Origin of the sequence: Bradyrhizobium sp. HKCCYLR20261 (assembly GCF_051168435.1) — a bacterium.
Classification (GTDB): Bacteria; Pseudomonadota; Alphaproteobacteria; order Rhizobiales; family Xanthobacteraceae; genus Bradyrhizobium.
Genome location: NZ_JBNPUZ010000006.1, coordinates 108,524 through 122,916, shown reverse-complemented (window position 1 = coordinate 122,916; position 14,393 = coordinate 108,524). Strand labels below are relative to the sequence as shown.

Annotated in this window: 12 protein-coding genes; 8 read left to right on the top strand and 4 right to left on the bottom strand. The window is 64.9% G+C overall.

The window, feature by feature from the left end:
• Positions 1 to 47 precede the first annotated feature (47 nt).
• The 4 genes from ACQR1L_RS15960 (at position 48) to ACQR1L_RS15945 (ending at position 3,752) form a co-directional block, all read left to right on the top strand.
• Positions 48 to 1,790 (top strand): ArnT family glycosyltransferase, encoded by a 1,743-nt coding sequence (locus ACQR1L_RS15960; RefSeq protein ID WP_434858889.1) that lies wholly within the window; start codon positions 48 to 50, stop codon positions 1,788 to 1,790.
• Entirely contained in the window at positions 1,791 to 2,582 is a 792-nt protein-coding gene (locus tag ACQR1L_RS15955) for a phosphatase PAP2 family protein (protein WP_434858888.1), read from the top strand.
• 94 nt (positions 2,583 to 2,676) lie between these two features.
• Positions 2,677 to 3,414: a glycosyltransferase family 2 protein gene (locus ACQR1L_RS15950; protein ID WP_434858887.1), complete on the top strand. Its 738-nt coding sequence runs from the start codon at positions 2,677 to 2,679 to the stop codon at positions 3,412 to 3,414.
• On the top strand, positions 3,414 to 3,752 hold the full coding sequence (locus tag ACQR1L_RS15945; RefSeq protein ID WP_035645206.1) for a lipid-A-disaccharide synthase N-terminal domain-containing protein: 339 nt from the start codon (positions 3,414 to 3,416) through the stop codon (positions 3,750 to 3,752). Before ACQR1L_RS15950 ends, ACQR1L_RS15945 begins: the two co-directional genes overlap by 1 nt.
• Positions 3,753 to 4,017: 265 nt before the next feature.
• Here the strand turns inward: ACQR1L_RS15945 and ACQR1L_RS15940 are convergent, their stop codons facing one another.
• Entirely contained in the window at positions 4,018 to 5,715 is a 1,698-nt protein-coding gene (locus ACQR1L_RS15940; protein ID WP_434858886.1) for a Na/Pi cotransporter family protein, read from the bottom strand.
• Positions 5,716 to 5,838: 123 nt separating this feature from the next.
• Positions 5,839 to 7,032 (bottom strand): cystathionine beta-lyase, encoded by a 1,194-nt coding sequence (gene metC / locus ACQR1L_RS15935; RefSeq protein ID WP_434858885.1) that lies wholly within the window; start codon positions 7,030 to 7,032, stop codon positions 5,839 to 5,841.
• A 315-nt stretch (positions 7,033 to 7,347) separates the two neighbouring features.
• On the opposite strand from metC, the gene ACQR1L_RS15930 reads away from it, so the two are divergent.
• Genes ACQR1L_RS15930 through ACQR1L_RS15915 form a run of 4 tightly spaced genes read left to right on the top strand, consistent with a single transcriptional unit; the run spans position 7,348 to position 11,945 of the window.
• Entirely contained in the window at positions 7,348 to 8,364 is a 1,017-nt protein-coding gene (locus tag ACQR1L_RS15930) for an amino acid ABC transporter substrate-binding protein (protein WP_434858884.1), read from the top strand.
• A 36-nt stretch (positions 8,365 to 8,400) separates the two neighbouring features.
• Positions 8,401 to 9,606: an amino acid ABC transporter permease gene (locus ACQR1L_RS15925; RefSeq protein ID WP_434858883.1), complete on the top strand. Its 1,206-nt coding sequence runs from the start codon at positions 8,401 to 8,403 to the stop codon at positions 9,604 to 9,606.
• Positions 9,607 to 9,655: 49 nt separating this feature from the next.
• Complete coding sequence (locus ACQR1L_RS15920; RefSeq protein WP_434858882.1) at positions 9,656 to 11,176, top strand: amino acid ABC transporter permease; 1,521 nt, start codon at positions 9,656 to 9,658, stop codon at positions 11,174 to 11,176.
• Positions 11,177 to 11,201: 25 nt separating this feature from the next.
• Positions 11,202 to 11,945 carry an amino acid ABC transporter ATP-binding protein gene (locus ACQR1L_RS15915; RefSeq protein WP_434858881.1) on the top strand — a complete coding sequence of 248 codons (744 nt, stop codon included), beginning with the start codon at positions 11,202 to 11,204 and terminating at the stop codon, positions 11,943 to 11,945.
• A gap of 72 nt (positions 11,946 to 12,017) precedes the next feature.
• Here ACQR1L_RS15915 and ACQR1L_RS15910 read toward each other — a convergent pair whose 3' ends face one another.
• Positions 12,018 to 13,052, bottom strand: a complete 1,035-nt coding sequence (locus ACQR1L_RS15910) for a cysteine synthase A (RefSeq protein ID WP_434858880.1) — start codon at positions 13,050 to 13,052, stop codon at positions 12,018 to 12,020.
• Between the two features lie 95 nt (positions 13,053 to 13,147).
• Positions 13,148 to 14,377, bottom strand: a complete 1,230-nt coding sequence (locus ACQR1L_RS15905) for a class I SAM-dependent methyltransferase (protein ID WP_434858879.1) — start codon at positions 14,375 to 14,377, stop codon at positions 13,148 to 13,150.
• Positions 14,378 to 14,393: the final 16 nt, after the last annotated feature.

Below are 14,393 nucleotides of genomic sequence, written 5' to 3'. Positions count from 1 at the left end.
TCGCTAAGCGGTTGTCGGCATGGTGGTTTCAGCGTATTCGGAACCCCATGGTCGAGACCTATGCCCGCCCCCGTTTTGGAGAGCCGCGCGAGCCGAAGAACCTGGTGAACCCGGGCAATCGGCTGGTGCGGATGATCGATGCCGTCACCGTGAGCCATGCCAGGGCGGTCGCGTTCCTGCTCGTCTGCGGCCTGCTGCTGTTTCTGCCGGGCTTCTTCACCATCCCGCCGATCGATCGCGACGAGGCGCGGTTCGCGCAGGCGACCAAGCAGATGGTCGAGAGCGGCGACTATGTCGACATCCGCTTCCAGGACGACGTGCGCTACAAGAAGCCGGTCGGCATCTACTGGTTGCAATCCGCCGCCGTCGAGACCGCCTCTGCAATCGGGTTGCCGCGCGCGCAGTTGCGGATCTGGGTGTACCGCATCCCCTCGCTGATCGGCGCGATCGGCGCAGTTCTCCTGACCTATTGGGCGGCGCTCACCTTCGTGACGCGGCGCGGCGCGGTGTTCGCCGCGCTCCTGATGTGCTGCTCGGTGCTGCTGGGCGTCGAGGCGCGGCTCGCCAAGACCGATGCGATGCTGCTGTTCACCGTGGTGGCCGCGATGGGCGCGCTGGCGCGGGTCTATCTCTCATGGCAGCGCGGCGAGGATCCGGAGCATCCGCCGTGGGGGCCGCCCGCGATTTTCTGGACGGCGCTCGCGGCCGGCATCCTGATCAAGGGGCCGCTGATCCTGATGTTCGCAGGCCTCACGATCGTCACGCTCGCGATCATGGATCGCGGCGCCGGCTGGCTGTGGCGTCTGCGTCCCCTGTGGGGGCTGATGTGGATGCTGGTGCTGGTGCTGCCGTGGTTCGTGCTGATCTTCCTGCGCGCCGGCGACACCTTCTTCGCCGACTCCGTCGGCGGCGACATGCTGAGCAAGATCGGCGCGCAGGAGTCGCATGGCGCGCCTCCAGGCCTCTATCTGCTGCTGCTGTTCATCACCTTCTGGCCGGGTGCGCCGCTAGCGGCGATGGCCGCGCCGGCCGTATGGCGGGCGCGGCGCGAGCCCGGCGCGCAGTTCCTACTGGCGTGGCTGCTGCCGTCCTGGATCGTGTTCGAGGCGGTGCTGACCAAGCTGCCGCACTATGTGCTGCCGCTGTATCCGGCGATCGCGATCCTCACCGTGGGCGCGCTGGAGCGGCGCGTGCTGTCGCGCTCCTGGCTGCGCCGGGGCGCGGCGTGGTGGTTCGCCATTCCCGCCATCACCTCGGTGGTCGCGGTGATCGGAGCCATCATCGTCACGCACCAGCCGGTGTTCCTGGCCTGGCCGTTCGTGGCGGCGTCGCTGATCTTCGGCCTGTTCGCCTGGTGGCTCTATGACGACGGCCGCGCCGAGCGTTCGCTGCTGAATGCCAGCGTGGCGGCGCTGTTCCTCGCCTTCGTGGTCTATGGCGCGGTGCTGCCGGCGCTGACGCCGCTGTTCCCGAGCGCCGAGATCGCGCGCGCGCTGCGCAACGTTGTCTGCGTCGGGCCGAAGGCGGCGGCCGCGGGCTTCCACGAGCCGAGCCTCGTCTTCATGACGGGAACGTCCACGCAATTGACCGACGGCTCCGGGGCCGCCGACTTCCTCAGCCAGGGCACCTGCCGTTTCGCGCTCATCGAGCAGCGCACCGAACGCGCGTTCGTGCAGCGCGCCGAGGCAATCGGCCTGCGCTACAACGTGGCCAAGCGGATCGACGGCTACAACATCTCGCAGGGCCGTCCGGTGTCGATCGCGATCTATCGCTCGGAAGGCACCGAATAGATGCTCGCCCCCGACAATTCGCCGTCCTCGTCAGGCTATTTCGCCCAGCTCGCACTGGTCGGGAAATTCATGGTCGGCCGGCTGGTGCGGCGTCCGCAGACAGCGCCCGATGCCGCGAGCCGCCAGCGCCTGTGGCGCGAGCTTCTCCTGCTCGGCGCCATCGGCCTTGGCACGATCCTGGTGCTGATGGTTGCCTTCGACGCCTATGAGATCGGCTTGATGCCGCCCCGCGGCACGCCAAGCCTGTGGCCGGTGCGGATCATCACCGAGTTCGGCCAGGATGAATACGTGCTCGGTCTGCTGGCGGCCGGCGTGGTCGTGACCATCCTGATCGCGCCCTTATGGCCCGAAGCCACGCGCAGCCGCCTGCTCAACTTCGCGACCCATGTGCAGTATGTCTTCTTCGCACTGCTGACTTCGCTGCTGGCTGCCCAGGCGCTGAAATACATCATCGGACGCGGTCGTCCGTTCGTCGGCGGCAAGGCGAATGCCTTCAATTTCGATCCGTTCAACGGCACGCCGGCCTATTTCAGCATGCCCTCGGCGCATGCGGTGACGGCGTTCGCGCTGGCCTTCGCCGTCGCCGCCATCTGGCCGCGGCTGCGGATCGCGATGTTCATCTACGCGGTCCTCATCGCGCTCAGCCGGCTCGTTCTGCTTGCCCATCATCCGAGCGACGTGGTGGCCGGGGCGGTGGTTGGACTCGCCGGCGCCATGCTGGTCCGCTACTGGTTCGCCGCACGGCGCCTCGGTTTTCGCCTGGGGAAAGACGGCCGGATCGTACCGCGCTAAAGGGGTTGATAGCCGGCCCCAAGCCCCATAATAAGCCCCCGCCGGAGCGCCCGGGGCAGGAACCGGCCCGATCACGCCCATACGAGTCTCGCTCTTGTCGACCGAAACCCCCGTTGCCGTCTCCATCGTCGTTCCCGTGCGCAACGAGGCCGGCAATATCACGCCCTTGATCACCGAGATCGCGGCCGCGCTCGATGGTCTCTGGGCTTACGAGATCATCTACGTCAACGATGGCTCGACCGACGAGACCGCACAGCGGCTTGCCGAGGAAATGGCGCGCCGGCCCAATCTGCGTGTGCTGCGCCATGAAAAGTCGTCCGGTCAATCCGCGGCCGTGCGCAGCGGCATCCGCGCGGCGCACGGAGCTGTCGTGGCGACGCTCGACGGCGATGGCCAGAACAACCCGGCGTTCCTGCCCGAGCTGATCGCCGCGCTCGAGAAGGGCGGCGCCGGTGTCGGGCTCGTTGCCGGCCAGCGTGTCGGCCGCAAGGACACCGGCTTCAAGAAATTCCAGTCGCGGGTCGCGAACAAGATCCGCAACGCCGTTCTGCATGACGGCACGCGCGACACCGGATGTGGCCTCAAGGCGGTCCGCCGCGACGTGTTCCTGATGATGCCGTATTTCGATGGTCTGCACCGCTTTCTCCCGGCCCTGGTGCGGCGCGAAGGCTACGACATCGCCTATGTCGACGTCATCGATCGTCCGCGCCATTCGGGCGTCTCGAACTACGGCTTCTTCGACCGGCTCTGGATCGGGATCATGGATCTCGCCGGCGTGTGGTGGCTGATCCGCCGCAAGAAGCCGACGCCGGTCGCGATCGAGGTGAAGTGATGCTGATTCAATTCGGGCAGGCGTTCAGCAACTATCTGTACGACATCTTCATCGCCAAGTTCGATTTCTGGCTGGTGTTCGGTCTTGCCGCGCAGCTCGCCTTTGCGGCGCGCTTCCTGGTGCAGTGGATCGCGAGCGAGCGCGCGGGCAAGAGCGTCGTGCCGCTGGCGTTCTGGTTCTTCTCGATCGGCGGCGGGCTGATGACGCTGATCTATGGCCTCGTGAAGCGCGAGCCGGTCATCATCTTCGGCCAGCTGCTGTCGAACGTCATCTACGTCCGCAACGTCATGCTGATCTTCAAGAACCGCCAGAAGGAATCGCAGACGCTGAGCAATTGAGCGGGAGCGGGCGCTCAGCGTCACGGCTGTTTGAGCGTTACGGGTAGGCGGACTACAATCGCACCATACCCACCGTCATTCCGAGGCAAGGCCGCAGGCCTTGAACCCGGAATCTCGAGATTGGCTTGCGTTCATTTCCAACAACATCGGGATTCCGGGTTCAGTCGCCGAAGCGCAGCCGCGTCGCGGCTGCACTTTGTCGATTACCCCGGAATGACGGTCAATGGGACGAGACAGCTTGCATCAATCGGCAGAGCGCGGGGGCTCAGCGCGACAGCGGTTGAACGCCCGATGCAGGCAGGGCAGTGACGGTCCTCACGCTCTCCGCCTCCTCACTCCTGCGCGTCGCAACCTCGCCGGCCGCGTCCAGGACCGGATACGCCACCGAGCAGATATGCGAGTGAATGCGGCGGAGGTCGCGCAGCACGTCGAGATGCAGTGACGTCGTCTCCAGCGTCTCCGACCGGCCCTCGCGCAGCCTTTCCAAATGGCGCTCGGTCGCGGCGAGTTCGGCGTTGCGCAGCTCGGCCTTCTGATCCAGCAGCTGATGCGCCTGCTGCGCGTCGCCCGACATGAAGATGCCGAAGGCGATCCGCAGCGATTCCATGATCTGGCGGTGGAAGGACTGCAACTCCTCGGCGCCCTCGACCGAGAACTGGAACCGGCGCTTGATCTTCTTGGTCGCGAGCTCGCTCAGGTTCTTGTCGATGATGTCGCCGATGTGCTCGAGGTTGATCGCAAGCGAGATGATCTCCATCGCCCGCTTGCCCTCGCGCTCGTCGAGACTGCCGCGCGTCAGCTTGGTGATGTAGAGCTTGATGGCTTCGTCGAGGCGGTCGACGACGTTGTCGTTGCGCGACACCTGATCGACCAGGCCGCGATCATTGGTCATCATGGCCGTCATGACGTTGCGCAGCATGGTCTCGACGAGATCGCCCATGCGCAGCGCCTCACGCGCGGCATCGGCCAGCGCCAGCGATGGGGTTTCCAGCGCGGTTTCGTCGAGATAGCGCGGCTTGGCCGGGTCGACCTCGGCCGGGCGATCCGGGAACAGCGTGACGAGCAGCTTCTCCATGACTCCGAGCAGGCCGATGAACACCACGGCCGTGCCGAGGTTGAAGGCCATGTGGAACTGGGCGGTCAGCTTCGAGAGGTCGGGCTGAATCTGCTGCAACTGGACCGCAAGCGGATGCAGAAACGGCGCGATCAGCGCGACGCCGATGATGCGATTGAGGAGATTGCCGACCGGCAAGCGATAGCTCGCGGGATTGTCGCGCCGCGCGCCCTCGAACACCGGATTCACCGCGCTGCCGAGATTGGCCCCGAGCACCAATGCCAGCGCCGCCTCGGCGGTGATGAAATGCGCATAGGCCAGCGACATCACCAGGAGCACGCTGGCGACACTGGAATGCACGATCCAGGTGACGGCCGCGCCGAAGATGATGCACAGCGTGACATCCGCGGTGATTGCCTGCATGAACACGCGCATCGCCGGCGCTTCCTCGGCGGGCGCGAGCGTATCGATCAGGATGTGCAGCGAGAGCAGCATCAGCCCGAGGCCGATCGAGACCCGGCCGAGATCCTTGATTCGCGACCGTGGTCCGCTGCGGAACGCGACCAGTCCCAGCACGAACAGGATCGGCGCGACGGCTGCCACGTTGAACGACAACACCTGCACGATGAGCGTCGTGCCGATATTGGCGCCGAGCATGATCGCCATGGCGGGGATCAGGCCGACCAGGCCCTCCGCCGCAAACGACGTCGTGATGAGCGCGGTCGCGGTGCTGCTCTGGAGCAAGGCAGTGAGGCCCAATCCGGCGAGCAGGGCGCTGAAGCGGTTGCGCAGCGCGCGCGACAGCAGCAGCCGCAGATCCGGGCCGAATGCGCGCAGGATACCGCTGTGGACCATGTGAAGGCCCCACAGCAGCAACGCCACACCGCCCATCAGATCGAGCAGAACCATGATGTCCAATCGTATCCGCATCCGCTGCCGCGGAGGCTACGCCCAATCGGCAGCGGATCAACGTCATTTTGTCGGCCGCGCCTGCCTGATCGCAGGGCGTTCCGTTGACTGGTGACGATGCGGTTAAGCCGCGTTGAAGGCCGCGAAGCCGCGATCGAGGTCCGCCTTGAGATCCTCGACGTTCTCCAGCCCGATGTGCAGGCGCAACGTGGGGCCTCCCGGCGCCCAGGACGTGGCGGTGCGGTAGCTCGCACAGTCGAACGGGATCGCGAGGCTCTCGAAGCCGCCCCAGGAATACCCCATGCCGAACAGGGTCAGCGTATCGAGCATCGCATCGACGGCCGCCTGCGGCTTTGGTTGCAGCACGATGCTGAACAGGCCGGAGGCGCCGGTGAAGTCGCGCTTCCAGATCGCATGTCCCGGATGGCTCTCCAGCGCCGGATGCAGCACGTCGATCACCTCGGGGCGGGCGGCGAGCCAGCGCGCCATCTCCAGGCCCGACCGGTGATGCTGCGCGAGCCGCACGCCGAGCGTTCGCACGCCGCGCAGGGCCAGGAACACGTCGTCAGGCCCGGCGCAGACGCCGAGCAGGCGGATGCCCTCGGAAATCAGCGGCCACGCTTTCGCATTGGCCGAAATCGTTCCGAACATGATGTCGGAATGGCCGCCGATATATTTGGTCGCCGCCTGCATGCTGATGTCGACGCCCTGGTCGAGCGAGCGGTGATAGAGCGGCGTGGCCCAGGTGTTGTCGTCGATGACCAGCGCGCCATGCGCGTGCGCGACCGCTGCAATCGCGGGAATGTCGGGCATTTCGAAGGATTGGGAGCCCGGCGCCTCAACAACCACCGCGCGTGTATTCGGTTTGAGCAGTTGCTCAATTCCTGTGCCGATCAATGGGTCAAAATAGGTCGTCTCGACGCCATAGCGCGCCAGCATGCCGTTGCAGAAATTGCGCGTCGGCCGGTAGATGCTGTCGCAGACCAGCACGTGGTCCCCGGCCTTGAGCACCGAGAGCAGGGTGGTCGAGATGGCACCGAGACCCGACGGCGCAATGCCCACGCCGGCGCATTGCGGGCCTTCCAGCGCCATCAGCACCTGCTGCAGCGCCTTCGTGGTCGGTGTGCCGTGGCGGCCATACTGAAACTCGCCGCGATGCGCGTGCAGGTCCTCGGCCGTTGGATACAGAACGGTCGACCCATGAACGACCGGGGGATTCACGAATCCGTGCTGCGCCTTCGTATCCCGTCCCGCCGTGACCAGCCGTGTTTCGACGTTTTGTCGCACCGCCGCAGCGGGGTCGTTCGATGATGCCATCAGTGTGTCTTTTCTCTCTAAAGCCTGCCAGCATAGGGCAAATCGGGCAGCATTGCGTCGTTAATAACAGAATGCAGAACAGGGCCGTCAACCCCTTGACCCGGACAGCCAGTCGTTCTGTGATGCCGGCGCAATTCGATCGCTGCACGTTGAGGGGCTTGCCGCGATTTCCGCTTCATCTGGCATGCACGGCTTAGCTGTGCATGGCATCAGCCATATTGTTGGTATGGCGTTTGCAGAAGCGGATTCAGGTCGGGTCCCGCCACGCGCTGAGATTTCAACGCTCCCGAAGGACGACCGCGAAAGGCTGTATTTATGAAACGCGTCACTGTTGCTCTTACTCTTGCTCTCGCCCCGATGCTGGCGAGCGTCGGCGCCCAGGCCGATACGCTCAAGACCGTCAAGGATCGCGGCATGGTCGCCTGCGGCGTCAGCCAGGGCCTGCCTGGTTTCTCGAACCCGGACGACAAGGGCAATTGGACCGGGCTCGACGTCGACGTCTGCCGCGCCATTGCAGCTGCCATCTTCAACGACCCGACTAAGGTGAAGTTCGTGCCGCTGTCCGCCAAGGACCGTTTCACGGCCCTGCAGTCGGGCGAGGTGGACGTGCTGTCGCGCAACACCACCTGGACCCTGTCGCGTGACACCTCGCTGGGCGCCAATTTCGCCGGCGTCACCTATTATGACGGCCAGGGCTTCATGGTGAAGAAGGCCCTGAAGGTCAATTCCGCGCTCGAGCTCAACAGCGCCTCGGTCTGCGTGCAGACCGGCACCACCACCGAGCAGAACCTTGCCGACTACTTCAAGGCCAACAAGATGAAGTACGAGGTGATCGCGTTCGCCGGCGCCGACGAGACGGTGAAGGCCTATGAATCCGGCCGCTGCGACGTGTTCACGACCGACGTCTCCGGCCTCTATGCCGAGCGCCTGAAGCTCTCCAATCCGGCCGACCACGTCGTGCTGCCGGAGGTGATCTCCAAGGAGCCGCTCGGCCCGATGGTGCGTCATGGCGACGACCAGTGGTTCGACATCGTGAAGTGGACGCTGTTCGGGCTGATCACCGCCGAGGAGATGGGCGTCACCCAGGCGAACGCCGACGAGATGGCGAAGTCCGACAAGCCCGAGTTCAAGCGCGCCTTCGGCACCGATGGCAATCTCGGTGAGCAGCTCGGTCTCACCAAGGACTGGTTCTCGCGCATCGTGAAGGCCGTCGGCAATTACGGCGAGATGTATGACCGCAACGTCGGCGCCGGCTCCAAGCTGCAGATCGCGCGTGGTCTGAACCAGCTCTGGAACAAGGGCGGCCTGCAGTACGCACCGCCGATCCGCTGATCGCTGTACGATATCGGGGCATCGGGGCTGCGGCGAATGAGTATCGAAGCGAGGCTACCGCCTCCGCAATATGGGCTTCGTCTGAAGCGCATGCTCGGGGGCAAGGCAGGATGGAACGGCATCATCCTGCAGATCCTGTTCGTCGCAGTCCTGGCGTGGGTTGGCTACGAGATCGTCGCCAACGCTCGCAGCAACCTGGCCGCCCAACGCATCACGTCGGGCTTCGGGTTCCTCAACAACACGGCCGGGTTCGACGTGAACCAGGCCCTGATCAGCTACACCGGCTCTGACAGCTACAGCCGGGTGCTGATGGTCGGCGTCCTCAATACGCTGCTGGTGTCTGTCATCGGCATCGTGCTGTCGACGATCCTCGGGTTCCTTGTGGCGCTCGGCCGGTTGTCGCCGAATGCGCTGCTGTCGCGGGTCTCAGGCGCCTATGTCGAGCTGATCCGCAATCTGCCGCTGCTGTTCCAGATCCTGTTCTGGTACCTCGCGGTGCTGGCAGCGCTGCCGGGGCCACGCCAGAGCATCTCGCTGTTCTCGACCTTCTTCCTCAACAATCGCGGCTTCATCGTTCCGCGCCCGGTCGAGGAACCCGGCCTGATGCCGTTCCTGATCGCGCTCGGGGTCGCGATCCTCGCCTCTGTCGGTCTGCGGCTTTATGCGCGGCGTGAGCTGTTTTTGCGCGGGCATGCGATGCGGATCTGGCCCTATGTATTGGGCATGCTGATCGGCCTGCCGCTGATTGCGGTCGTCGTCTTCGGCGTGCCCGTGGCCTTCGAGGTCCCCGTCCTGAAGGGCTTCAACTTCGCCGGCGGCTCGCGCATCATTCCCGAGCTCGTCGCGCTGACCCTGGCGCTCACGATGTATACGGCCTCGTTCATCGCCGAGGTCGTCCGCGCCGGCATCCTGTCGGTGCACAAGGGGCAGATGGAGGCGGGGCTCTCGCTCGGATTGAGCCGCGGTACCGTGCTGCGCCTGATCGTGGTGCCACAGGCGCTGCGCGTGATCCTGCCGCCGCTGACCAACCAGTATCTCAACCTCACCAAGAATTCCTCGCTCGCGGTCGCCATCGGCTATCCCGATCTCGTCTCGGTCTTCGCCGGCACCACGATGAGCCAGACCGGACAGGCCATCGAGATCATCGGCATCACCATGGGCGTCTATCTGGCGCTGTCGCTGATCACGAGCGCGGGGATGAGCTTCTACAGCTGGCGGCTGGGCAAGAGACTGGGTGCATGACGCAGGCTTGGTGCATGAAGACGATTTCGCGCATGAAGAGATTGGGCGCATGACCGACATCACCGCTTCGACCTTCATTCGTCAGGACATGGCCGGGGAACGCCCGGCGCCGGTGAAGACAACGGGCTTCGTCGGCTTCGTCCGCACACGGCTCCTGAATTCGCCGACCAACATCCTGCTCACGCTGGTGAGCGCGCTGCTGATCTGGTTCACCGTGATCCCGGCCTTGAAATTCATGCTGGTGGACGCGGTCTGGGTCGGCAAGGACCGCGATGCCTGCCTCGCGGAGAACGCCGGTCGCGTGGTCGGCGCCTGCTGGCCGTACGTCACGGCGAAGTTCGGCCAGTTCATGTACGGCTTCTACCCGGACGCCGAGCGCTGGCGAGTCAATCTGACCTATGGGCTCGCGGTACTGCTGCTGGTGCCGCTGCTGATTCCGCGTCTGCCGGCCAAGGGGCTGAACGCCGGCCTGTTCTTCTTCGCGCTGCCGGTCGTGGCGTTCTTCCTGCTCTATGGCGGCGGCCTGTCGGGCTTCGGCGTGAGCTGGACGACCAGCACGCTGCAACTGTTCGTGGAGAGCATCGATACCGCGGGCAACGCGCTGGTCCGTGCAGGCGACAGCGTGCCGGTGGTCGGCATGCTGCTGTGGCTGCTCGGCAAGCTCGTCGTTCTGATCGGAACGCTGGCGACATGGGTGATCTGGCCGCTGGTCTGGGTCCGCCATGAGTTGCAGCAATCGCACCAGCCGGTGTGGAACGACCTCGTGATCACCGGCATCGTGGTCACCGCGCTGGTGTTCGTGGTCGGCGGCGGCAGCAGGGCGCTGCGCAGCGTGATCGCGACCGCCGCGACCTTCGTCGGCATCGCCATCGTCATCGGCGTCATGGGCCTCGATCGCGGCGGCCTGTCGATCGTCGACACGCGGCTGTGGGGCGGCATGCTGGTGACGCTGGTGGTGTCGGTGATCGGCATCGTCGCCTCGATGCCGATCGGCATTGCGCTGGCGCTCGGCCGCCGCTCGACCATTCCGCTGATCCGCATCTTCTCGATCGCCTTCATCGAGCTCGTGCGCGGCGTGCCGCTGATCACGGTGCTGTTCTTCGCGACCTACATGCTGCCGCTGTTCCTGCCCGGCAATGTCCGCGTCGACGGCCTGGTGCGCGCGCTGATCGGTGTCGCGCTGTTCTCCGGCGCCTATATGGCCGAGGTGATCCGTGGCGGCCTGCAGGCCATTCCGCGCGGCCAGGCCGAAGCGGCGAGCGCGCTCGGCCTGTCCTGGTGGAAGACCACGAGCTTCATCGTGCTGCCGCAGGCGCTGCGCCACGTCATCCCCGGCATCGTCAACAGCTTCATCTCGCTGTTCAAGGACACCTCGCTGGTCTCGATCGTTGCGCTGTTCGACCTGCTCGGCAGCCTCAAGGCCTCGTTCGCCGATCCGGTCTGGGCGACGCCGACCACGGCCTTCACCGGCTTCGCCTTCACCGGGCTGATCTACTTCGCCTTCTGCTTCGGCATGTCACGCTACTCCATGCTGGTCGAGCGCCGTCTCAACGCGCACCGGCGCAATTGAACAAGACATCGCGAGTCACCGAACCATGTCTGCAAACTCCATCGTCAGCATTGCCGCGCTCAACAAATGGTACGGCGAGTTCCACGTCCTCCGCGACGTCAACCTGTCGGTCGCCAAGGGCGAGCGCATCGTCATCTGCGGGCCCTCAGGCTCCGGAAAATCGACGCTGATCCGCTGCATCAATGCGCTCGAGGAGTTCCAGGAGGGCGAGATCAATGTCGACGGCATCGATCTCGGTCCGAACCTCAAGCGCGTCGATGAGGTGCGCCGCGAGGTCGGCATGGTGTTCCAGAGCTTCAACCTGTTCCCGCATCTGACCGTGCTGGAGAACTGCACCCTGGCGCCGATCTGGGTGCGCAACATTCCGCAGAAGGAAGCCGAGGAAACCGCGATGAAGTTCCTGGAGCGGGTCAAGATCCCGCACCAGGCGCACAAATATCCGGGGCAGATGTCCGGCGGTCAGCAGCAGCGCGTGGCCATCGCCCGTGCGCTCACGATGAACCCGAAGGTCATGCTGTTCGACGAGCCGACCTCGGCGCTCGATCCGGAGATGGTCAAGGAGGTGCTCGACACCATGGTCGACCTCGCCAAGGAGGGCATGACCATGCTCGTCGTCACCCACGAAATGGGCTTCGCCCGCGAGGTCGCCAACCGCGTCGTGTTCATGGACGCCGGCCAGATCATCGAGTCGAACACGCCCGAGGAATTCTTCGCCCATCCGCAGCACGCGCGCAGCAAGCTGTTCCTGAGCCAGATCCTGCGGCATTGATGAGGGGCGAATGGGGAGTAGCGAATAGGGTTGTCAGCCTCGACGTGAGCCGCAATCCTTCGCTACTCGCTCTCACACGAACGGCGGCTTGATGCCGCTGCGCCGCTCCAGCCATGCCGGCACCGGCAGGTTCTTCGAACGCATGAACTCCGGATTGTACAGCTTCGACTGATAGCGTGTCCCGGAGTCGCACAGGATGGTCACGATGGTGTGGCCGGGGCCGAGCTTCCGGGCGATCTGCACCGCGCCGGCAACATTGACGCCGGTCGAGCCGCCCAGACACAGGCCCTCGTGCTGCACGAGATCGTAGATCGTATTGACGGCGTCTTCGTCCGAGACCAGGAAGGCGTCGTCGACCTTGGCGGTCTCGATGACCGGCGTGACGCGGCCGATGCCGATGCCCTCGGTGATGGAGTCGCCAGGCGTCGACTTCACCTCGCCGTTCTTGAACCAGTTGTACATCGCAAAGCCGTGCGGATCGGCGCAGGCGGTCACGATGTTCTTGTTCCTGTCCTTCAGATAACGGCTGGTTCCGGCGATGGTGCCGCCGGTGCCGACGGCGCAGATGAACGCATCGACCTTGCCTCCGGTCTGCTCCCAGATCTCCGGGCCGGTCGACTCGTAATGCGCCTTGGCATTGTCGAGATTGTTCCACTGGTCGGCGAACAGCACGCCGTTCGGCTCGGTCTTGCGCAGCTCGTCGGCCAGGCGGCGGCCGACATGCTGGTAGTTGTTGGGATTGCTGAACGGCAGCGCGGGCACCTCGACGAGGTCGGCGCCGCACAGCCGCAGCATGTCCTTCTTTTCCTGGCTCTGCGTCTCCGGGATCACGATCAGGGTGCGATAGCCGCGCGCGCTCGCGACGACGGCGAGACCTATCCCGGTGTTGCCGGCGGTGGCTTCCACCACGAGCCCGCCGGGCTTGAGATCGCCGCGCTTCTCGGCCTCCAGGATCATCCATTTGCCGGCGCGGTCCTTCACCGACTGGCCGGGATTCATGAACTCGGCCTTGCCGAGAATGGTGCAGCCCGTCGCCTCCGAGGCGCGCTTGAGCTTGATCAGGGGCGTGTTGCCGACCGCGGCAACGACGTCGTTTCTTATGGCCATTTGCAGATACCTTGGGCAGCTTCCTCAATCACATCTAGGAAGACACTAGCCCAGTCTCCAGTGCGGCGTAAGCCGAAGGCCTGGACGACCATCTTCTACCGCGCCTTGGCGAACACGACCTGCCGGACATCGATGTTCCCCGACAGGAAACCTGCTTCGCAGTAGGACAGATAGTATTCCCACAGCCGGCGGAAGCGCTCGTCGAAGCCTGAGGGCGTGAGGTCCGGCCAGGCGTTGCGGAAATTGCTTCGCCAGATCGCAAGCGTCTTGGCATAATCTTGCCCGAAGATGCGCTCGCGGATGACGGGCATGCCAAACCGTTCGCCGAACGACTTCAGGATCTGCGGCGTCGGCAGCATGCCGCCGGGGAAGACGTAGCGCTGGATGAAGTCGACCTCGCGGCGGTAGTGCTGGAACAGGCTGTCCTGGATGGTAATCGCCTGGACACCCGCGAGGCCGCCCGGCAGCAGCCGGTCTCGCAACTGCGAAAAATATTTCGGCCAGAACTGCTCGCCGACCGCCTCGATCATCTCGATCGAGGCGATGCGGTCATAGCGGTCGCGCTCGTCGCGGTAGTCCTGCAGCCGGATCTCGACCTTCTCGGCAAGCCCGGCCTCATGGATGCGGCGCTGCGCGAAATCGCGCTGCTGCTCGCTGATGGTCAGCCCGACGACCTTGGTGCCGAACGTCTTGGCGGCATATTCGGCAAAACCGCCCCAGCCGCAGCCGATCTCCAGCAGCGTCTGCCCGGGCTTCAGGTCGATCGCCTCGGCGAGCCGCTTGTACTTGTTGGTCTGCGCGGCGGTGAGGTCGGTGGTGTGCTCCTCGAACAGCGCCGAGGAGTAGGTCATGCTCGGGTCGAGCCACGCCGAATAGAACGAATTGCCGATGTCGTAATGCGCGTAGATGTTGCGCTTGGCCTGACGCCGGGTGTTGCGGTTGAACCAGTGCCGGACCAGCTGCGCGAACCTGATCAGCGGCTTGTCCTCCAGCATCGACTGCAGCAGATGCTGGTTGACGCAGAACAGATAGAGAAACTGCGTCAGGTCCGGCGTGTCCCAATCGCCGTTGAGATAGGCCTCGGCGATGCCGATATCGCCGCCGTTGATGATGCCAGCCGCAAAGCCGTAATTGGCCAGGATCATCGCCGCCGCCGGTCCCGGCTCGACGCCGCCGAGCCGGACAACGCGGCCGTCGGGCAGGGTGACGTCGAGCGTTCCCTTGCGGAGCCGCGAGCCGAAGCCCAGCGCGAGACGCGGCAGGCGGGGCAGGTCGGCAAGCACCTTGTTGATGTTGTCGGGGGTGACGGGGATGACGTCCGGCATGGCAGGTCCATTCACG